The following is a 20140-nucleotide window of genomic DNA, read 5'->3' on the forward strand; positions in this document are numbered from 1 at the left end:
CGCGCGAGCGTTCGATCCGGCGGCCGCCACCAGCGCTGCTGGCACCGATGACAACCGTCCCAGCCTATGTGCTGCGGGTGCTGGATTGGCGTCGCACATGGCTGCGGGCATGCTCCAGCGCCGACGGCAGATCGGCGAACAGGTGGTTCTGGTGGTGCAGCGAGTCGAGCACGCCGACGGTGCGGAAGAGTTCCTCGTGCCCGGGTTGGACGCCCTTGATGAGCACAGTGACGCCCCGGCGCTCCAGCGTCTGCACGATCTCGGTGAGCACGCGCGCACCCGTCGCGTCGACCAGTTCCAGCCGGGACATGCGCAGGATCACGACCGAGATGCCCGTGAGTCCGGTCACGGCGTCGAACACCCGGTCTGCTGCGGCGAAGAAGAGCGGCCCATCGAGTCTCACGATCGCGATGTGCACGTCTTCCGGCGCGGGTTCGCCCGAGGGCTGCTCGCGGTGCACCGATGTGGCTCGCGACAGATTGCGCAGGGCGAAGAAGCCCGCGCACACGACTCCGATCACGACGGCGACGATGAGGTCGAACGACACCGTCACGAGGGCCGTGAGGACGAACGCGAGGGCGTCCGAGCGGGTGGAGCGCAGGATCGAGCGCACCGTTGCCCCGTGCACCATGCGAACTGCGGTGAGCATCAGCACGGCGGCGAGCGCCGCCAAGGGGATCGTGCTCACCGGACCTGCGGCGATCAGCACGAATCCGAGAAGGACGGCGGCGTGCACGATGGCCGCCAGTCGCGAGCGTCCGCCCGAGCGCACGTTGACGGCGGTGCGGGCGATCGCCCCGGTGGCGGGCATGCCCGCGAACAGGCCGGAGCCGATGGAGGCGATGCCCTGACCGACCAGCTCGCGATCGGGATCGTACCTGCCGGTGTCGGCCATCGAGGCCGCCACGCGCGCCGACAGCAGCGACTCGATGGCCGCCAGGGCGGCCACGGTCACTGCAGGGAGCAGGAGGTGTCCGAGTTCTGCCGGATCGAGCGTCGGAAGCGCCGGTGCGGGCAGCGTGGCGGGGAGGGGTCCGATCACCGCGAGAGGATCGGGCACCACCAGGGCGATCACCGTGACGAGGCCGATGCCGATCAAGGACCCGGGGATCGCGGGATGGATGCGGGGGGCGAGGACCATGCAGGCGATCACCGCGCCGGCGGCGCCGAGAGCCCAGGGCACGTAGGCCCCATCGGCGTGCGCGATCGCCTGCGCCGCTGCGACGACCGCGTTCGAGCTGTGCTCTCCCGCAGGGCTGAGCCTCGGAGAGACGAGCAGCGGCACCTGCTGCAGGAAGATGATCACGGCGATGCCGAGCGTGAACCCCTCGATGACCGGCCAGGGGATGAACGACACGGCGCGGCCGAGTCTCAGCACTCCGGCGACCAGCACGAGGATGCCCGCGAGCAGGCTCACGGTGGCGACCGCCCCCGGCCCCAGCGAGGCGACGATGGGCACCAGGACGACGACCATCGCGCCGGTCGGCCCCGATACCTGCACATGCGATCCGCCGAACACGGCCGCGAGAACGCCGGCGACGATGGCGGTCACGAGCCCCGCTTCCGCCGTCAGTCCGGAGCTGACACCGAATCCCAGGGCGAGGGGGAGGGCCACGATCCCGACCGTGACCCCGGCGACAAGATCTCCGCGCCACGTCCGGCGAAGTCCGCGGTAGTCCTCGGGCGAGGGGAGCAGACTCCGCGCGTACGCGGCCGCGCGCGCTGTTCGGCTCCCGCGGGACGCGGCATCCGCTCTGCTCATCGCGCAGGCAGGGCCGGGAGCGCGTGCGCGTCGGCGAGGAGGTCGCGATCGGAAGACAGGACGTCCAGCAGCAGGGCGCGTGCCACCGCCAGCAGCTCGGCGACCTTGGGGCCGGCGAGTCGGTAATACACATGGCTCGCGCGCCGCTCGGAGGCCACCAGGCGGTGCCGGCGCAGCACCGCGAGGTGCTGGGAGAGATGGGATGCCTCGAGCCCGGTCTCGGCCTGGAGTTCGGCCACGCTGAGCTCTTCGGCGGCGGAGAGGAGCTCGAGGATGCGGATCCGGAACGGATGCGAAAGACCTTTGAAGAGCCCGGCCTTGACTTCGTACAGCGGTCGCTGCGTTCGTGTTAGCGGCATGATGAAATCATCATATCGCCGGATCCGGCGGCGACGCGGTGTCAGGATGGAGGGGTGACCTCTCCCGAGCAGCACGCCGTCCCGTTCGCCTCTCCCGCCGTGGTCTCCGGTGCCCCGTACGTCGAGGAGCCCGTCGCGTACGACGGCATCCTCCTCGCGGGCTTCGGCGGTCCGGAGGGGCAGGACGACGTCATCCCCTTCCTCCGCAACGTCACGCGCGGCCGCGGCATCCCCGACGAGCGCCTCGAAGAGGTCGCGCACCACTACCGCCACTTCGGCGGCGTGAGCCCGATCAACGCACAGAACCGCGCGCTGAAGGCCGCCCTCGAGGCCGAGCTCGCCCGCCGAGGTCTCGATCTGCCGGTGTACTGGGGCAACCGCAACTGGGCGCCCTACCTCGGCGAGGCGGTGACGGATGCCGCCGCGGCCGGTCACACGAATCTCCTGGCGCTCGCGACCAGCGCCTATTCGTCCTTCTCCAGCTGTCGCCAGTACCGTGAGGACTTCGCGCGGGTGCTCATCGAGACGGGACTGCAGGATCGCGTCACGATCGACAAAGTGCGGCAGTTCTTCGACCACCCCGGCTTCGTGAAGCCCTTCGTGGACGGCGTGCGCGACGCCGTGGCCGGCTTCCTCTCCGACGGAGTGGCCCCCGAAGGCGTACGGGTGCTCTTCTCGACCCACAGCATCCCGACGGCGGACGCGGAGCGCTCCGGCCCACGCGAGGGCGACGAGCTGCACCGAGATCTGGGTGAGGGCGGCGCCTACGCCGCGCAGCACCTGGCTGTGGCCGAGGTGGTCATGGCGGCCGTCGCCGCCGAGGTCCCCGGCGCCGACCGGGTCGCGTGGGACCTCGTCTACCAGTCGCGCTCCGGACCGCCCAGCCAGCCCTGGCTCGAGCCCGACATCAACGACGTCATCGCCGAGCTTCCGGGCGCCGGCGTGCAGGCCGTAGCGATCGTCCCCGTCGGCTTCATGAGCGACCACATGGAGGTCCTGTGGGATCTCGACACGGAGGCGATGGATGCCGCGGCCGAGGTGGGCATCCGCGCGGTGCGCACGCCGACCCCCGGTGTGGACCCTGTCTTCGTGTCGGGTCTCGTCGACCTCGTCGAGGAGCGCCTGAACGGCACGCCGGCGGGGGAGCGGCCGCACGTCACCGACCTCGGACCGTGGTTCGACGTGTGCCGGCCCGCTTGCTGCGAGAACGTGCGCGCGGGGTTCAAGCCGGCGGCCGCCGGCATCGCACCCTGAACCCCCGACCTTTCACCACTGATGCTCGCTGCGGGGTGCAGCATCCGTCCTCCTTCGTCCGTCACCCCTCTCTAGGATTGAGCCCATGCGCATCCACATCGCGACCGACCACGCCGGCCTCGAGTTCTCGACGCAGCTGCAGCACCATCTCGCGGCCGCCGGTCACGACGTCGTCGACCACGGACCGATCGAGTACGACCCGCTCGACGACTACCCCGCGTTCTGCATCCGCGCCGCACAGGCGGTCGTGCGCGACCAGGCCGCCGGCATCGACGCGCTCGGCGTCGTGTTCGGCGGTTCGGGCAACGGCGAGCAGATCGCCGCGAACAAGGTCGTCGGCGTCCGCGCCGCGCTCGCGTGGAGCATCGCGACCGCGGAGCTCGCTCGTGAGCACAACGACGCCAACGTCATCGCGATCGGCGCGCGTCAGCACACGTTCGAAGAGGCCGCGACCTTCATCGACCGCTTCATCGCGACGCCCTTCTCCGGCGAGGAGCGCCACGCGCGCCGTATCGCCCAGCTGGCCGCGTACGAGGAGGACGGCACCCTCCAGCCCGACCCGCGAGCCGTCGCCGGGCAGCCCGACGTCCTCGCCGCCGACGACAGCTCTTTCGACCCCGAAGCGGGCTGAGTCGTGCCCGAGGGGCATTCCGTCCATCGCATCTCCCGCCAGTTCGACCGCAACTTCGTCGGTCGTTCCGTCTCGGCGTCCAGCCCACAGGGACGCTTCGTCGAGGGCGCGGAGATCCTGAGCGCGCGCATCGCGACGTCGGTGCGTGCCGTCGGCAAGCAGATGTTCCTCGAGTTCGACGACGACCTGTGGCTGCGGGTGCACCTCGGCATGTACGGCGCGTGGGATTTCGCGGGCGAGATCCTCGTGGATCCGACCATCGCGTCGGCCAACGGGCGCATGGGCCAGACGAACCAGCGCGGCACCGACCTCGACGATCCGATCCTCGACAGCTCGGGGGAGAACTCGCTGACCTCGATCGGCGCGCCGCGCCGCACGCGCGTGCACGTGCGCATGTCGGAGCAGACCACCGGGCTCGCCGACGAGGGCGACGAATGGCCACCGCCCGTCGTGGGCCAGGTACGCCTGCGCCTGCTCACGGACGTGACGTGCGCCGACCTGCGAGGCCCGACCGCCTGCGAGCTCCAGACGCCCGACGAGGTCGCCGCGACCATCGCCAAGCTGGGCCCCGACCCGCTCGTCGACGACGTCGCCGAGGGCGAGGAGCGGTTCACCTCGGTCGTGCGCCGCAAGCCGACCTCCATCGGCCTGCTGCTCATGGACCAGAACGTGGTCAGCGGCATCGGCAACGTGTACCGCGCCGAACTGCTGTTCCGCGCACGTCAGAACCCGCACACTCCGGGACGAGACGTCCCCGAGGAGGTCGTGCGCGACCTCTGGCGGGACTGGGTGAGGCTCCTCGCGATCGGGGTCGAGACCGGCCAGATGATGACGATGGACGACCTCGACCCCGAGGCGTACCGGGCGGCGATGGCGAGCCGCGACGACCGCCACTGGGTCTACCACCGCGCGGGTCTGCCGTGCCGGGTATGCGGAACGTCGATCCTGGTCGAGGAGGCCGCGGGCCGCAAGCTCTACTGGTGCCCGTCCTGCCAGGCCTGAGCGCGGCCGGGGCTCGGGCGCGCGAATAGGCTGGGCGCATGCGCCAGAACCCGAGCTTCGCGATGTCGGATGTCGGCGAGATCCGCCGGCTCATCGAGCAGAATCCGTGGGTGACGATCGTCTCGTCGACGGAGTCCGGATTGGTCGCCTCGCACTACGCCGTGCTGCTGGACGCCGACAGCGAGGATCTCACGATCGTGGGCCACGTCGGCAAGCCCGACGACCTCATCCACGGCCTCGGGGAGCACGAGCTTCTCGTGGTCGTGCAGGGCCCGCACGGGTACATCTCGCCCGGCTGGTACGGCGACGTTCAGAGTGTCCCGACCTGGAACTTCGTGTCGGCGCACCTCACCGGCACCCCCGAGCTGCTGACGCCCGAGGAGAACCTCGAGGTGCTCGAGCGTCTCGTCGCGCGCTTCGAGAGCGGCTTGCCGCAACCCCGCCTGATGTGGGAGCCCCCGAACGACCCGGAGTTCGTGCGGCGGCTCGAGAAGGGCACCGTCGGCTTCCGGCTCACACCGACGAAGGTCGTCGGCAAGCGCAAGCTGAGTCAGAACAAGCCCGACGAGACGGTCGAGACGGTGATCGTGGAGCTCGAGTCCGGCGCGAGCCCGTACGCCGACCCGCGACTGCCGGCCGAGATGCGCCGCGACCTCGACACCCGCAAGGCCGCCCGGTGACGGCGGTCCGCGGCGAAGCCCTCGACGTCATCGCGAACGCGCGTCTGACCGGGGCCGACCGCACCGATCCGTTCGGCGCCGACCCGGTGGATGTGCACCTGGCCGAGGGGCTGGTCGTCGACATCGCGCCCGCAGGGGCGCTGCCGCGCGGCGGGCGCGTGCTGGATGCCGACGGCGCCTGGGTGATCCCGGGCCTCTGGGACCACCACGTGCACACAGTGCAGTGGGCGCTCTCCGCCCAGCGCGTGGCGCTCGGAGAGGCATCGTCCGCAGCGCACGCGGCGGCGCTCATGGGCGCTGCGGAGGCGCTCCCCGATGGGCGGCGCGTGGGCAGCGGCTTCCGCGACGCGTTCTGGGCCGACACGCCCGACCTCGCGCTGCTCGATGCGGCGACGGGCGAGGTCCCCACGTATCTCATCAACGCCGATGTGCACAGTGTGTGGCTCAACTCGGCTGCGCTCCGCCGCGAGGGGTTCGAGCCGGACGGGTCCGGTCTCCTCCGCGAGGAGCCCGCGTTCGAGATCTCGCGCCGGCTCAACGCCGTCGACGCGTCGGTGTCCGACCCGGCCGTCGCGCGGATGGCGCAGGATGCCGCCTCCCGCGGTGTCGTAGGGCTCGTCGATCTCGACATGTCGTGGAACGAGGGCGCGTGGGCCCGGCGGCTTGCCGCCGGGTTCGACGCGCTGAGGGTCTCGTTCGGGATCTACCCCCAGTTCCTCGACCGGGCGATCGCCGACGGGCTCCAGACCGGAGACGCTGCCCGGGGCGCAGCATCCGACCTCGTCCGTGTCGGCCCTCTCAAGGTGATCACCGACGGCTCGCTCGGCACGCGCACCGCCGCGTGCTCCCACGCGTATCCGGATGACCCGCACAACCACGGCGTGATCACGGTCGATCTCGCGACGCTCGTCGATCTCATGACGCGCGCCACGGCCGCGGGCATCGCGTCGGCGATCCATGCCATCGGCGACGTCGCGAACTCGCACGCGCTCGATGCCTTCGCGGCGACGGGGGCATGGGGGACGATCGAGCACGCGCAGCTCGTCGCGCACGCCGACATCCCGCGGTTCGCGCGGCTGGGGGTCGGCGCGAGCGTCCAGCCCGAGCACGCCCTCGACGACCGCGACCTGACCGACACGGTGTGGGCGGGCCAGACGGCGCAGCCCTACCCGTTGCGCGCCCTCGCCGACACGGGCGCGAACCTGCTGTTCGGCTCCGATGCGCCGGTCTCGCCGCTCGATCCGTGGGCGGCGATGGCGTCCGCCGTGTTCCGCACGCGCGGCCGGCGCGAGCCGTGGCAGCCGTCGCAGCGCGTCGACGCGGCGACGGCGCTGGCGGCCTCGACGCGGGGCGGCTCCGCCGAAGCCGCGCGCATCGAACCAGGGGACGTCGCCGACCTCGCCATCTGCGAGCACGACCCCCTCGCTGTCGACGAGCCGACGCTGCGCGGCATGCGGATCGCCGCGACGCTGCTGGCCGGACGCCTCACCCACGTGGCGTGATCCGGTCGATGCGGGGGTCTGCCCCCGTAGCGGTCCGGGAGCACATCGGATGCCGCGCCGTCGCCGTCGTCGCGAAGCTGGGAACATGAGTTCCGAGGGAGACACCGATGACCGCCGCCACCACTGAACCTGCTCCTCTCCAGCCGGTCGCATCGCGCCCCGCCTCCGGCTTCTGGGGGTCCTACGGGCAGGCGTGGGTGCGCACCCCCGGCAGCGCGCTGTACCTGCTCGCGGTCTTCGTGCTCGCGATGGTCTCGGTGAGCGTGCTGAGTTCGCTGTTCTGGGCGGGCGTCGGGCTGCTGATCCTCGTGATCGGGCTGCCGCTCATCGTCCTGACGCTGCTCATCGCGCGCGGCTTCGGCGTCGCCGACAGGTTCCTCCTGCTCCTGACCGGACAGGCCCCGATCGCCGAGCCGGAGTGGAATCGCGACACGCCGGAGACGACGGGCTTCTGGATGACGCTGACCCGCCCCATCCGCAACGCGCACTACTGGCTCTACCTGGTTCACGGCATGATCGTGAACCCCATCATCAGCACCATCTCCTTCACCCTCACCGTCGTGTGGCTGAGCGTCGGCCTCGGTGGCCTCACCTACTGGTTCTGGGGACTCTTCCTGCCCCGCGGCGGGAACACGGACGGCTCGGCCGGGGAGTGGGGGCAGTACGTCGCCGACTTCATGCCATGGCTCTTCGGCGGGTGGTCGAGCTGGGCCGTGGAGGTCGCGCTCTACCTCATCGCCGGCATCCTGTTCACCTTCACGATGCCGTGGGTGCTCGGTGGTCTCGCGCGCGGTCACCACGCCGTCGCCCAGCGCATGCTCGGCCGATGGGAGTCGGACGAACTGGCTGCCGAGGTACGCGCCGAAGCCGCCGCTCGCGGTGCCGCGGTGCACGCGGAAGACGTCGCCCTCCGCCGTCTCGAGCGCGACATCCACGACGGACCGCAGCAGCGCCTGGTGCGGCTTCAGATGGACCTCGCCGCGCTGGAGCGGCGCGCGGAGTCGGGAGACACGGATGCTGCCGCCGACCTGGCTCGAGAGGCACGCGGTCACGCGAAGGCGGCGCTGGATGAGCTTCGCGCGCTGTCGAGCGGCGTCGCTCCGCCGCTCCTGCAGGATCGCGGACTGGCCGCGGCGCTGGACGCCGTCGCGACCGCGTCGCCGCTGCGGGTTCAGGTCGACGTCGACCCCGCGGTCGACCGCGCGGTCAGCCAGGAGATCGCCCGAACCGTCTACTTCGTCGTCGCCGAGCTCATGACGAACGCCGTCAAGCACTCGGGAGCCACCGGGGTGAGCCTGCGCGCCTCGCTGAGGCGCGGCGCCGCCGGGGCTCCGACGCACCTCGACGTCTGGGTCGTCGACAACGGCCGCGGTGGCGCGGCCTTCAGCGCCGGTCACGGGCTCGAAGGCCTGCGCGAAAGGCTTGCCGGTCTCCGCGGTCTGCTGACCCTGACGAGCCCGGTCGGGGGACCGACGTCCGTCGGGGCCCACATTCCTCTCACGGTCGCGCCATGACGCATGCCTATGCTGAGGGGATGCCGTCCTCGCCCGACTCCGCACCGCTGCGCGTCGTCCTGTTCGAGGATTCCGTCCTGCTGCGCGAGGGGCTCGTCCGCCTGTTCGACGAGGCCGGCTACACGACGGCCGGCGCCTGGGGCGACGCTGAGGATGTCGTAGCCCGCGTCCGCGAGGCGCGGGCCGACGTCGCGATCCTCGACGTCCGCCTGCCCCCCGGCTTCCGCGACGAGGGCATCCGCGCGGCCCTGGCGGTGCGCGCCGCGCTTCCCGCCGTCGGCATCCTGGTGCTCAGCCAGTACGTCGAGGGCGTCTATGCGAAGGAGCTCCTCGCCGGCGGTGAGGGCGGCGTCGGCTACCTCCTGAAGGACCGCGTCACGTCCCTGGACGAGTTCACGGATGCCGTCCGGCGTGTCCGTGGGCGTGGGACGGTTCTCGATCCGCTGGTCGTACAGCAGCTCCTCTCTGCCCGGCCCGATCCGCTCTCGACGCTCACCCCGCGCGAACGCGATGTTCTCACGCTCATGGCCGAGGGCCGCAGCAACGCGAGTATCGCGCAGCGGCTGTTCATCGGCGTCGGCGCGGTGGAGAAGAACATCAGCGCCATCTTCGCGAAGCTCGGTCTCGAGGAGTCCGGCACGGAGCACCGCCGGGTTCTCGCGGTGCTCGCTTTTCTGCAGTCTCCATGACACGACGAAGGCCTCCGGGGATCCCGGAGGCCTTCATCATGCCGTTGCGATCACTCGGCGAGGTGCGCGAAGAGGAACCAGCGGTCCTTCTCTAGCGACTCCTTGATGCCGATGGCGATGTCCTGGCTCGTGAGGTCGAACTCGTCGAGCCCGTCGATCGCAGCCTGCGTGTCGGCGATGACGGTGTCCATGTCGGAGATCACGTTGCGGATCAGTGCATCCCACTGCGTGAAGCCGGCGGGGACCGCCGAGGAGGTCTTCTGGGCCACCGTGGCGACGCGGGCGTCGATCGGGAGTCCGAGGGCGACGATGCGCTCGGCGGCCTGGTCGGCGCCTGCCTGCGCATTGGCGACCACGGAGTCGAGGAGTTCGTGGATCGCGATGAAGTTCGCGCCGCGCACGTTCCAATGCGCCTGCTTGCCGTTCACGGCCAGGGCCTGAAGGCCCAGCACAACGGGGGTGAGGAACTGCGCCGTCGCGGCGGCGACGTCGGGGTTCGCTGCGGTTGCGGGGGTGGTCTGGGTGTTCGTCATGTCGCTCATCTCCATCGTTCGGCCTCCAGTGACTGCAACGCTACTCACGAGGAGTCATTCCGCAAGCAAGAGAAGGCTGGGCTAAACCGGGGAATCCGCGCCGTCGGTGCGGGTGTGCCGGGTGACAGCGGCTAACGTCGATTCGTGCCCTCCGCCGATCACGACCTCGGACCCCAGAATCTGGGTGCGCCCGCCAAGACCGTGACCCGCGAGCCGCGGGACCGCTCGCCGGAGCACGCTGAGCCGTCCCGGTTCATACCGCACGTCCAGGGCCTGCGCGCCATCGCCGTCCTGTGCGTGGTGCTGTACCACTTCTGGCCCGGCCGCCTCACCGGCGGGTACATCGGCGTCGACATCTTCTTCGTGATCTCGGGCTTCCTGATCACGGCGCACCTCATGCGCGAACTGACGGCGACCGGCACGGTTCGACTGGGCCAGTTCTGGGCGCGCCGCGCACGACGCCTGCTCCCCGCATCCCTGCTCGTCCTGCTCTTCTGCGCTGTCGTGGTGATGTCGCCGTACCTCATGCCCACGTCGGCACTGCCGAACGAGGTGCGCGAGATCCTCGCGTCGACGTTCTACGTCGAGAACTGGTACCTGGCTCTCAACTCCGCGGACTATCTCAACCACTCCGGTTCTCCGACCACCGTGCAGCACTACTGGTCGCTGTCGCTGGAAGAGCAGTTCTACGTGATGTGGCCGCTCATCATGCTGCTGGCCGCGTGGATCGGCGTGAAGTTCTTCCGCGGCGCGCGTCGGCGCGCCATCATCACGGCCCTGAGCGTCGTGACCGTGGTCTCTTTCGCATTCTGCGTGGTCTTCACGATCACCAACCCCGCGCCCGCCTACTTCGTCACGTTCGGCCGCATGTGGCAGTTCGGCGTCGGCGCGCTGATCGCACTGGTCCCGATGCTGCGGGTCCGCAACGCGATCGGCAGCTTCGTGCTCGGATGGGGCGGCATCCTGCTGCTCCTCTACGTCGCGTTCACGTTCGACGGGCAGACGCCGTTCCCGGGTCACATGGCGGCTCTGCCGACGCTGGGCGCAGCCGCGGTGATCGCCGCGTCGAACGCCGGGCGCTGGTGGTACCCGACGCGCATCCTCGCGATCCGTCCGGCGCAGTTCGTCGGAGACATCTCGTACTCGCTGTACCTCTGGCACTGGCCGCTGATCGTCATCGCACCCTCGGTGCCGTTCTGGGGCCTCACGATCTACCATCGCGTGGCGCTCCTGCTGCTGTGCTTCGTGCTCGCGTGGCTGACGAAGCGGTTCGTCGAAGACCCGGCCCGTAGCTGGAAGGTGCTCACGTCGCGCCCCGCCCGAGTGACGCTGTGGTCCTCGCTCGCGGCGATGGTCGTGGTGGGCCTCGTCGCCGCGTCCGCGTGGTTCGTCAACGCGCCGCTTTACAACCAGGGCACGCGCGACATCGCCGAGCTGCAGCAGGACCCGCCGGAGTGCTTCGGCGCCGCATCGGTGCTCGACTCGGCCTGCGCTGACGCCGATTTCGGCGACACGATCCTGCCCGCGCCCGGCTTCGCCGGCATCGACCGGCCCGAGAACCCGGAGTGCTTCGTGCAGCTCACCGACTCACGTCCCGTCTCGTGCACCTTCGGCTCCGACGACCCCGATGCCCCGCGCGTCGCCCTCATCGGCGACAGCCACGCCTACCAGCTCCTCTCGACGTTCCAGCGCATGGCCGACGACAACGGCTGGCAGCTCGTCACCTGGTTCAAGGGCGCGTGCCCGTGGAACACCACGCCGCTGTCGACGCCGGGCGCGTTCGGCGCGGCCTGCACCGAGTGGCGCGACCGGGTGCAGAACGCCATCGACGATGCCGACCTCGATGCGGTCTTCACCGCGGCCATCGCGACCACGCCGTACTCGTCCGCCGGGTACGACTCGTCGTACGACGCGGCCGTGGCCGGGTACCGCGACGCGTGGAGCACGGTCACGGAGCGCGGCATCCCCGTCATCACCGTGGTCGACAATCCGGTGTGGGAGACGGATCCGAACAAGTGCCTGCGCACCCGCGACGCGGCGCAGTGCGACGGCGAGCGGTCGGATGTGCTGGTGGAGGACGATCCGCTGCGGGCCGCAGCATCCGGTCTCGATTCCGTCACGCTGCTCGACTTCACCGACGTGTTCTGCGGCGCCGAGACGTGCGCGCCCGTCGTCGGAGGGGCGAACATCTACCGCGACCAGGATCACCTGACGGTCACCTTCGCCGACACGCTGGCACCGTGGTACACCGAAGCAATCCAGACAGCGTTGACCAGGAGAGTCGCCCCATGACGATCGCACCCGGAGCATCCGTGCTCACCGCGGCGGGCAGGACGCCCTCGCTCGATCCCACGTCGTTCGTCGCCGCCGGGGCTCGCGTCGTCGGGGGAGTGAGCCTCGGCCCCGGCGCCAGCGTCTGGTACAACGCGGTGCTCCGCGCCGACGGCGACACCATCACGGTGGGGGCCAACAGCAACCTGCAGGACAACGTCTCGGTCCACGTCGACGCGGGCAGCCCTGTCGTCATCGGCGACAACGTGTCGATCGGGCACAACGCCGTCGTGCACGGCTGCACGATCGGAGACGGCTCGCTCATCGGCATGGGGGCCGTCGTGCTCAACGGAGCGAAGATCGGATCCGGATGCCTCGTCGCCGGCGGCGCGGTCGTGCTCGAGGGCTCCGAGATCCCGGACGGCTCACTCGTCGCCGGCGTGCCGGCGAAGGTGCGGCGCGAGCTCACCGAGGAGGAGCGTGCCGGGCTGCTGCGCAACGCCGAGCACTACCTCGCGCACATCGACGAGCATCGCGACGCGGCATCCGTCGACTGAGCCGCCACACCTCAGCCGCGGGGCTGTGCGGGCGGGTGGTGCTTGCCGCGGTGCACCTCGTACAGGCGCACGTGGCCGGGCCATGCCGGGTCGTTCTCGATCGGCAGATCGTCCATGAAATGACGGATGACGTGAGCCAGCTGCCCCGGATGACTGAAGTTGATGGCGTGGGCGGCGCCCTCGAGCATCACGACCAGCACATGGCTGTCGGTCTGGCTCGCGATCTCGTCGACACGGTGCGCGTGGGGGAGCAGCGGGTCGCGCTGGCCCAGCACCACGAGCGTGGGGATGCGCATCTCGAGCAGCCGCTGCAGTGACGGGTACTGCGTGAGCGAGCGGAACATGCGCATCGTGCTCGGCACGCCGAAGCGCACGTAGTCCGGCACGGCGACGCGCGCCATCTTCACCGGCTCGCGGGGTGCGTCCTGGGAGAGCTGCTTGATGGCCCGGCGCAGCGGCTGGTTGAACAGGCCGCCCGCCGGCGAAACCAGCACCGCTCGGTCGATGCGTTCCGGGTAGCGGTGCGCGAACTCGATGATGACGGGGCAGCCCATCGAGTTGCCGACGAGCGTCGCCTTCTCGACGCCCCGGTCGTCGAAGAAGTCGACCGCGGCGCGCGCGAGGTCGGGGATGTCGAGCATGTCTCTGCGCTTGCCGCTGCGCCCGAAGCCGGGAAGATCGGGAACGTACGTGTGGAACTCGTGGGCGAGCCGCTCGGCCGTCGGCAGGAGGTAGCGACCTGAGAGCCCGAAACCGTGCACGTGCGCCATGACGCGCTCGTCCTTCGTCGGGTTCGGCGACTCGCGATAGAAGACGTCGACCCCGTCGATTCGCGTCCACTTCTCGGCGAGTGTCGACGCGGGCCGCCGGGGGACCTTGCGCTCGCCCGGCTCGGGGGTGGGCTTACTGCTGCTCATCGCGGCTCCTGCAGGCATGGAACAGTTCCACACTCAGTCTGCCGCGACTGGGCGATCGGGGAACAGTAGGGCGCGCGGCAGAACATAGCGCGATCTGAACGAAACCGCCCTGACGGCGCCGGCCGTCGCCTCAGACGAATCGCACCCAGTTCGCCCCGCCGCCGGTCTCGACCCGCTGCAGAAGCGCGAGTCGGTCCTCGTCCACCGCATACAGGGCGACCTTCGTCGAGCGCTCGCCCGCCGCGACGAGGTACGCGCCGTCAGGACTGATCGCGAAGCCGCGCGGCTGAGTCTCGGTCACCGTGAAGATCGTCGGCGCCGACACGGACCCGTCGGCCGACACGGATGCCGCACTCAGCGTGCTCTCGGTGCGCTCTGTGGCCCAGAGCCAGCGGCCGCCGGCGCCGAAGTGCAGGTCCGCGCCCCAGATGAGGTGCTCGGCGCGCGGGTCGGCGCCGTATCGACTGTGCGTGAGTCCCTTCGATGGATCGAACGCGGATGCTGCGCCCACCAGCTCGAGGGCGCCGTCGGCGGTGTCGCGCGCGAAGTGCAGCAGTTCCCCCGAGAACTCCGTCAGGACGTACACCGCGTCCTGCGCCTCGTTGAGAACGAGGTGGCGGGGACCGCTGCCTTGCGGGGCAGCGACCGTGGCGGGCTCGAGCGGCTTCAGCGAGAAGTCGTCGCCGACGGAATACTGAGCCACCAGGTCTGCGCCGAGCGAGACGAAGTACGCGAACCGGCCGTCGGCGCTGGGCAGCACAGAGTGCAGGTTCGGGAACTCGATCCGCGACACGGGCGCGCCGACGACCCCGTCGGTCACCGGTGCGATGATCCCGTATCCGCCGCCGTACGACGCCCCGAGCAGGCCGGAGCCGTCGCGCGTGAGCGCCAGGTAGTTCATGCCCCCACCGGCCAGGTCCGCGCGGGAGATCTGCGAGAGCCGCCCTGTCGCACGATCGAGCCGCAGCGTGACGATCCCCGTGGGCTCGCCCTTGACGCCGGCATACACGAGGTCGCGCCCTGAGTCCACCACGAAGGTGGAGCATCCGTCGAGTCCTTCCGTCACCGCGAGCCGTTCGAGCGAACCGCCGGCGAGTCGGAAGGTGCTGATGCTGCCATCACCGGCATTGGCTACGAGTACGAGAAGCGATTCCGTCACCCCTCGATCGTAGGCGCGACGGCGCATCGGCTCCCAGATATCAGGAAAGCCCCGATTCATCGGGGCTTTCTCATTCGGAGGGGATGACGGGAATCGAACCCGCACCATCAGTTTGGAAGACTGAGGCTCTACCATTGAGCTACATCCCCGTGCGCCCGCGGACGGGCACCGACCAATCGTATTACATCGCGAGGGCATTCCCGTTCCGAACCGCGGTCCAGGCGCGCGGCCGAGCGAAGGAGCCGGCGATGCAGCGCACGGGCAGGCAGGTCGTCGAGGCGCTCGTCGCCACACTCAACGCCGGCGAGGTGGCCGGGATGGACGACGTGTTCCACGACGATGCGGTCATCGAGTGGCCGCAGTCGGGGGAGCGCATCGTCGGCGCCGACAACCGGCGTGCGATCTACGGAGCGTTCCCGCAGCTCCCGGCGATCTCGCCGCGGCGCCTCACCGGCGACGGCGGCCTGTGGGTCCTGGAGGCGGATCTGGACTACGGCGACGGCGATCCATATCAGACGGTGTTCGTCTTCGAGCTGCGCGACGGACTCATCTCCAAAGAGACCGCGTACTGGACGAAGCCGTTCCCGGCGCCCGAGTGGCGCGCGGACTGGGTCGAGCGGATGTAGACCGGCGCAGGAACGTCCCGGGCAGGTCGGCTAGACTTCTCGGGGCCGAAAGGCGCACGCACGCGTGCGAACCCGCCCGGGGCGTAGCTCAGCTTGGTAGAGCGCCCGCTTTGGGAGCGGGAGGCCGCAGGTTCAAATCCTGTCGCCCCGACATCCGGAATTCCGAACCCAGACCTTCAACCGCCGCGGCCGCGCGCGGTCCGATAGAGGAGAAGTACAGGCATGGTGAACAGCACCGTCGAGAAGCTCAGCCCGACCCGGGTGAAGCTGCACATCACGGTCAGCCCCGACGAGCTCAAGCCGTCGATCAAGCACGCGTACGAGCACATCGCGCAGGACGTGCAGATCCCCGGCTTCCGCAAGGGCAAGGTGCCCGCGCCGATCATCGATCAGCGCATCGGCCGTGTCGCGGTGCTCGAGCACGCCGTCAGCGAGGGCCTCGACACCTTCTACCGCGAGGCCGCGGCCGCGCACGAGCTGCGCGTGCTGGGCCGCCCGTCGGCCGAGGTCACCGAATGGCCCAACGAGAAGGACTTCTCGGGTGACCTCGAGGTCACCGTCGAGGTCGACGTGCGCCCCGAGTTCGAACTGCCGTCGTTCGAGGGCACGACCGTCGAGGTCGACGCCGTCGAGGTCGACGAGGCCGCGATCGACGAGGAGCTGGACCGCCTGCGCGGCCGCTTCGGCACGCTCGTGACGGTCGACCGTCCCGCCGCCAACGGCGACTTCGTCGAGCTCGACCTCGTCGCAACCATCGACGGCGCCGAGATCGACCGGGCCGAGGGCGTGTCGTACGAGGTCGGTTCGGGCGAGCTGCTCGAGGGCATCGACGAGGCCATCGACTCGCTCACCGCCGGTGAGGACACCACGTTCCGCTCGAAGCTGGTCGGTGGCGACCACGCCGGCGAGGAGGCCGAGGTCTCGGTGACCGTCAAGGCCGTCAAGGAGCGCGAGCTCCCCGAGGCCGACGACGACTTCGCTCAGATCGCGAGCGAGTTCGACACCATCGCCGAGCTGCGCGACAGCCTCAAGGAGCGCGTCGGCCAGCAGGGCGCCTTCACGCAGGGCTCCGCCGCGCGCGACAAGCTGATCGAGACGCTGCTCGAGCAGGTCGAGATCCCCGTCCCCCCGCAGCTCATCGAGGACGAGGTGCACAACCACCTCGAGGGTGAGGGCCGCCTGGAGGACGACGTCCACCGCGCCGAGGTCGCCGAGGCCAGCGAGAAGCAGTTCAAGACGCAGATGCTGCTCGACAAGATCGCCGAGTCGGTCAACGTCCAGGTCTCGCAGGACGAGCTCACGCAGTACCTCGTGCAGTCGGCCGCGCAGTACGGCATGGCCCCGCAGGACTTCGTCAACGCGCTGCAGGAGGGCAACCAGCTGCCCGCCGTCATCGGCGAGGTCGCCCGCAACAAGGCTCTTGCCGTGGCGCTCGGAAAGGTGACGGTCGTCGACACGAACGGCAAGCCCGTCGACCTCAGCGGCTTCATCGCCGTCGAGGACGAGGCCGACGCCGAGGCCGAGGTCGTCGAGGAGGCTGAGGAGATCGCGGATGCCGCGGCCGACGCCGACGCCGTGATCGAGGCCGAGGAGGCCGAGGCTACGCAGAAGCCCGCGAAGAAGGCTCCCGCGCGCAAGCCCGCCGCGAAGAAGGCCGCCGGCGACGACGAGCCCGTCGCCGAGAAGGCTCCCGCGAAGAAGCCGGCCGCGAAGAAGGCTCCGGCCAAGAAGGCCGCCGACGCCGAGTGATGCCCGCGTCGGTCGGGTGACCGATTGACAGCAGAGGACGGATGCTGCGGCATCCGTCCTCTGCTGTCCTGTGCGCGCTCTGCCCAGGGCGAACACGGGCGGGTCGTTCGCGGGGCGCCGGTAGATTCGATGGCGACCCAAGGAAACAGGAGTACACATGGCCGAACCACTTGTCGCGACCAGCGTCTTCGACCGGCTGCTGAAGGACCGCATCATCTGGCTGGGGTCGGAGGTGCGTGACGACAACGCCAACGAGATCTGCGCGAAGATCCTGCTTCTCGCCGCTGAGGACTCCGAGAAGGACATCTACCTCTACATCAACTCGCCGGGTGGCTCGATCACCGCCGGCATGGCTATCTACGACACCATGCAGTTCGTGCCCAACGACATCGTCACGGTCGGCATCGGCATGGCGGCCTCGATGGGCCAGCTTCTGCTGACGGCAGGCACCAAGGGCAAGCGGTACATCACACCCAACGCCCGCGTGCTCCTGCACCAGCCGCACGGCGGTTTCGGCGGCACCGCGAGCGACATCCAGACGCAGGCGCAGCTCATCCTCGACATGAAGAAGCGCCTCGCCGAGATCACCGCGTCGCAGACCGGCAAGACGGTCGAGCAGATCAACGCCGACGGTGACCGCGACCGCTGGTTCACCGCGCCGGAGGCGCTCGAGTACGGCTTCGTCGACCACATCCGCGACTCGGCGCTCGACGTCGTCGGCGGTGGCGGCACCGGCGGCTCGGACAAGTAACGGCACCGAAGGCGAAAGAGAGAGAACCCGCAATGCTGACCCCCACCTTCGGCGGCGCCCCGCTGGCGCCTCAGGGCCTCCAGATGCCCGGCAGCCGCTACATCCTGCCGCAGTTCGAGGAGCGCACCGCCTACGGCTACAAGCGCCAGGACCCGTACAACAAGCTGTTCGAGGACCGCGTCATCTTCCTGGGTGTCCAGGTCGACGACGCCTCGGCAGACGACGTCATGGCGCAGCTGCTCGTCCTCGAGTCGCAGGACCCCGACCGCGACATCATCATGTACATCAACTCGCCCGGCGGCTCGTTCACGGCGATGACGGCGATCTACGACACCATGCAGTACGTGTCGCCGCAGATCCAGACGGTCGTACTGGGCCAGGCGGCCTCGGCTGCGGCCGTCCTCCTGGCCGCGGGCGCCCCCGGCAAGCGCCTCGCGCTGCCGAACGCCCGCATCCTGATCCACCAGCCCGCCGTGGGCGAGGCCGGCCACGGTCAGGCGTCCGACATCGAGATCCAGGCGGCCGAGATCCTGCGCATGCGGACCTGGCTCGAGGAGACGCTCGCGAAGCACTCGAACAAGACGCAGGCCGAGGTCAACAAGGACATCGACCGCGACAAGATCCTCTCCGCGGAGGAGGCGGTCACCTACGGCCTCGTCGACCAGGTGCTCACCACCCGCAAGCGCGGTCAGCAGGCTCTCACGAAGTAATCGCTCCGCGTCGATCCGCAGAGTTCAGCGCTCCGCCTCCCGCTCGTGCGGGATGCGGAGCGCTGTGCTGTACGGCGGGGGTTCTCTCTGCGCGAACCCGGGTCGTCCACAACGTGCGTCGCAATGCCGCCGCATGTCGGCCTCAGCTATTAGGCTCGGAGGACAGCTGGGGGGCTCGCCCCCGAGGTACGAGGAGGAGCGGCATGGCACGCATCGGTGAGAGCGCCGACTTGTTCAAGTGCTCCTTCTGCGGCAAGAGCCAGAAGCAGGTCCAGCAGTTGATCGCCGGACCCGGCGTCTACATCTGCGACGAGTGCGTCGAGTTGTGCAACGAGATCATCGAAGAGCGCATGGCGGAGTCGTCGTCCGGCGTCGTCGCCGACTTCGACCTGCCGAAGCCTCGCGAGATCTTCGCCTTCCTCGAGGAGTACGTCGTCGGGCAGACCGACGCCAAGCGCGCACTCTCGGTCGCCGTGTACAACCACTACAAGCGCGTGCGCGCACACGGCACGATCCAGTCGGCCGAGCAGCGCGCCGACGAGATCGAGATCGCCAAGAGCAACATCCTGCTTCTCGGCCCGACGGGCTGCGGCAAGACCTACCTCGCGCAGACACTCGCCAAGCGGCTCAACGTGCCGTTCGCGGTCGCCGATGCGACCGCCCTGACCGAGGCCGGCTACGTCGGCGAAGACGTCGAGAACATCCTCCTCAAGCTGCTGCAGGCTGCGGACTTCGACACGAAGCGCGCCGAGACCGGCATCATCTACATCGACGAGGTCGACAAGATCGCGCGCAAGGCGGAGAACCCGTCGATCACGCGCGACGTCTCGGGGGAGGGCGTGCAGCAGGCGCTGCTGAAGATCCTCGAGGGCACCGTCGCCTCGGTTCCCCCGCAGGGTGGGCGCAAGCATCCGCATCAGGAGTTCATCCAGATCGACACGACGAACGTCCTGTTCATCGTGGCAGGCGCCTTCGCCGGGCTGGAAGACATCATCTCGTCGCGCGTCGGCAAGCACGGTGTCGGCTTCGGCGCGTCGCTGCACCGCAAGGACGAAGACCTCAACCTCTTCGGCGACGTGCAACCCGAAGACCTCCACAAGTTCGGCCTGATCCCGGAGTTCATCGGCCGTCTGCCCGTGGTCGCATCCGTCTCGCCGCTGGACCGCGAGGCGCTCATGGAGATCCTCACCGAGCCGAAGAACGCGCTGGTGAAGCAGTACCACCGCATGTTCGAACTCGACGGCGTCACGCTGGAGTTCGATCGCGAGGCCCTCGAGGCGATCGCCGACCTCGCGGTGGCGCGCAAGACCGGTGCGCGAGGACTCCGCGCGATCCTCGAGGACGTTCTCGGCCCGATCATGTTCGAGATCCCCTCGACGGACGACGTCGACAAGGTCATCGTCACCCGCGCCGCCGTCGATGAGGGTGCTCCGCCGACGCTCGTGCTCCGGGAGAAGCGCAAGAGCGCCTGACC

Annotated in this window: 19 protein-coding genes and 2 tRNA genes; 15 read left to right on the forward strand and 6 right to left on the reverse strand. The window is 69.7% G+C overall.

The annotated features are described in order from the left end of the window. Window positions 1-64: 64 nt before the first annotated feature. A complete protein-coding gene (locus tag JNB61_RS01370; protein ID WP_220338541.1) occupies window positions 65-1762 on the reverse strand; it encodes a SulP family inorganic anion transporter in 1698 nt (565 codons plus the stop codon). Further along, window positions 1759-2121, reverse strand: coding sequence for an ArsR/SmtB family transcription factor (locus tag JNB61_RS01375; RefSeq protein ID WP_220338542.1), 363 nt, complete (start codon window positions 2119-2121; stop codon window positions 1759-1761). Before JNB61_RS01375 ends, JNB61_RS01370 begins: the two co-directional genes overlap by 4 nt. 54 nt (window positions 2122-2175) lie before the next feature. On the opposite strand from JNB61_RS01375, the gene JNB61_RS01380 reads away from it, so the two are divergent. The 7 genes from JNB61_RS01380 (at window position 2176) to JNB61_RS01410 (ending at window position 9393) form a co-directional block, all read left to right on the forward strand. Continuing rightward, window positions 2176-3375: a ferrochelatase gene (locus JNB61_RS01380; protein WP_220338543.1), complete on the forward strand. Its 1200-nt coding sequence runs from the start codon at window positions 2176-2178 to the stop codon at window positions 3373-3375. 85 nt (window positions 3376-3460) lie between these two features. Further along, complete coding sequence (locus JNB61_RS01385) at window positions 3461-4006, forward strand: ribose-5-phosphate isomerase (protein ID WP_220287473.1); 546 nt, start codon at window positions 3461-3463, stop codon at window positions 4004-4006. 3 nt (window positions 4007-4009) lie between these two features. Continuing rightward, window positions 4010-5008 (forward strand): Fpg/Nei family DNA glycosylase, encoded by a 999-nt coding sequence (locus tag JNB61_RS01390; protein ID WP_220338544.1) that lies wholly within the window; start codon window positions 4010-4012, stop codon window positions 5006-5008. A gap of 38 nt (window positions 5009-5046) precedes the next feature. Then, window positions 5047-5688, forward strand: coding sequence for an FMN-binding negative transcriptional regulator (locus tag JNB61_RS01395; protein WP_159843881.1), 642 nt, complete (start codon window positions 5047-5049; stop codon window positions 5686-5688). After that, window positions 5685-7190, forward strand: coding sequence for an amidohydrolase (locus tag JNB61_RS01400; RefSeq protein ID WP_220338545.1), 1506 nt, complete (start codon window positions 5685-5687; stop codon window positions 7188-7190). Before JNB61_RS01395 ends, JNB61_RS01400 begins: the two co-directional genes overlap by 4 nt. A gap of 107 nt (window positions 7191-7297) precedes the next feature. Continuing rightward, window positions 7298-8704: a sensor histidine kinase gene (locus tag JNB61_RS01405; protein ID WP_220287480.1), complete on the forward strand. Its 1407-nt coding sequence runs from the start codon at window positions 7298-7300 to the stop codon at window positions 8702-8704. Window positions 8705-8724: 20 nt separating this feature from the next. After that, window positions 8725-9393, forward strand: coding sequence for a response regulator transcription factor (locus JNB61_RS01410; RefSeq protein WP_220287482.1), 669 nt, complete (start codon window positions 8725-8727; stop codon window positions 9391-9393). 50 nt (window positions 9394-9443) lie between these two features. Here the strand turns inward: JNB61_RS01410 and JNB61_RS01415 are convergent, their stop codons facing one another. Beyond that, a complete protein-coding gene (locus JNB61_RS01415; protein WP_220287972.1) occupies window positions 9444-9926 on the reverse strand; it encodes a Dps family protein in 483 nt (160 codons plus the stop codon). 144 nt (window positions 9927-10070) lie between these two features. Between JNB61_RS01415 and JNB61_RS01420 the strand changes: the two genes are divergently transcribed. Beyond that, window positions 10071-12218 (forward strand): acyltransferase family protein, encoded by a 2148-nt coding sequence (locus JNB61_RS01420; protein ID WP_220287484.1) that lies wholly within the window; start codon window positions 10071-10073, stop codon window positions 12216-12218. Beyond that, a complete protein-coding gene (locus JNB61_RS01425) occupies window positions 12215-12754 on the forward strand; it encodes a gamma carbonic anhydrase family protein (protein ID WP_220287486.1) in 540 nt (179 codons plus the stop codon). The genes JNB61_RS01420 and JNB61_RS01425 overlap by 4 nt, the downstream gene beginning before the upstream one ends. Before the next feature lie 11 nt (window positions 12755-12765). Here the strand turns inward: JNB61_RS01425 and JNB61_RS01430 are convergent, their stop codons facing one another. The 3 genes from JNB61_RS01430 to JNB61_RS01440 all read right to left on the reverse strand — a co-directional run bounded on the left by JNB61_RS01430 (window position 12766) and on the right by JNB61_RS01440 (window position 14979). Further along, on the reverse strand, window positions 12766-13671 hold the full coding sequence (locus JNB61_RS01430) for an alpha/beta fold hydrolase (protein WP_220338546.1): 906 nt from the start codon (window positions 13669-13671) through the stop codon (window positions 12766-12768). Between the two features lie 130 nt (window positions 13672-13801). Beyond that, window positions 13802-14830, reverse strand: a complete 1029-nt coding sequence (locus tag JNB61_RS01435) for a lactonase family protein (protein WP_308291180.1) — start codon at window positions 14828-14830, stop codon at window positions 13802-13804. Window positions 14831-14908: 78 nt separating this feature from the next. Continuing rightward, a tRNA-Gly gene (locus JNB61_RS01440) sits at window positions 14909-14979 on the reverse strand. A 99-nt stretch (window positions 14980-15078) separates the two neighbouring features. On the opposite strand from JNB61_RS01440, the gene JNB61_RS01445 reads away from it, so the two are divergent. The 6 genes from JNB61_RS01445 (at window position 15079) to clpX (ending at window position 20138) form a co-directional block, all read left to right on the forward strand. After that, window positions 15079-15456 carry a nuclear transport factor 2 family protein gene (locus JNB61_RS01445; RefSeq protein WP_220287488.1) on the forward strand — a complete coding sequence of 126 codons (378 nt, stop codon included), beginning with the start codon at window positions 15079-15081 and terminating at the stop codon, window positions 15454-15456. A 77-nt stretch (window positions 15457-15533) separates the two neighbouring features. After that, window positions 15534-15607 (forward strand) — tRNA-Pro (locus JNB61_RS01450). Window positions 15608-15678: 71 nt separating this feature from the next. Continuing rightward, window positions 15679-17205, forward strand: coding sequence for a trigger factor (gene tig / locus JNB61_RS01455; protein WP_220338547.1), 1527 nt, complete (start codon window positions 15679-15681; stop codon window positions 17203-17205). Window positions 17206-17362: 157 nt separating this feature from the next. Further along, on the forward strand, window positions 17363-17956 hold the full coding sequence (locus JNB61_RS01460; protein WP_159843900.1) for an ATP-dependent Clp protease proteolytic subunit: 594 nt from the start codon (window positions 17363-17365) through the stop codon (window positions 17954-17956). 32 nt (window positions 17957-17988) lie between these two features. Continuing rightward, window positions 17989-18666 (forward strand): ATP-dependent Clp protease proteolytic subunit, encoded by a 678-nt coding sequence (locus JNB61_RS01465; RefSeq protein WP_159843902.1) that lies wholly within the window; start codon window positions 17989-17991, stop codon window positions 18664-18666. A gap of 203 nt (window positions 18667-18869) precedes the next feature. Further along, the gene (gene clpX / locus JNB61_RS01470; protein ID WP_116193219.1) at window positions 18870-20138 is read left to right on the forward strand and encodes an ATP-dependent Clp protease ATP-binding subunit ClpX; all 1269 of its coding nucleotides are present in this window, start codon (window positions 18870-18872) and stop codon (window positions 20136-20138) included. The last annotated feature ends 2 nt before the right edge of the window (window positions 20139-20140 follow it).

It is taken from the genome of Microbacterium ureisolvens (genome assembly GCF_019511645.1).
GTDB lineage: Bacteria > Actinomycetota > Actinomycetes > Actinomycetales > Microbacteriaceae > Microbacterium > Microbacterium ureisolvens_A.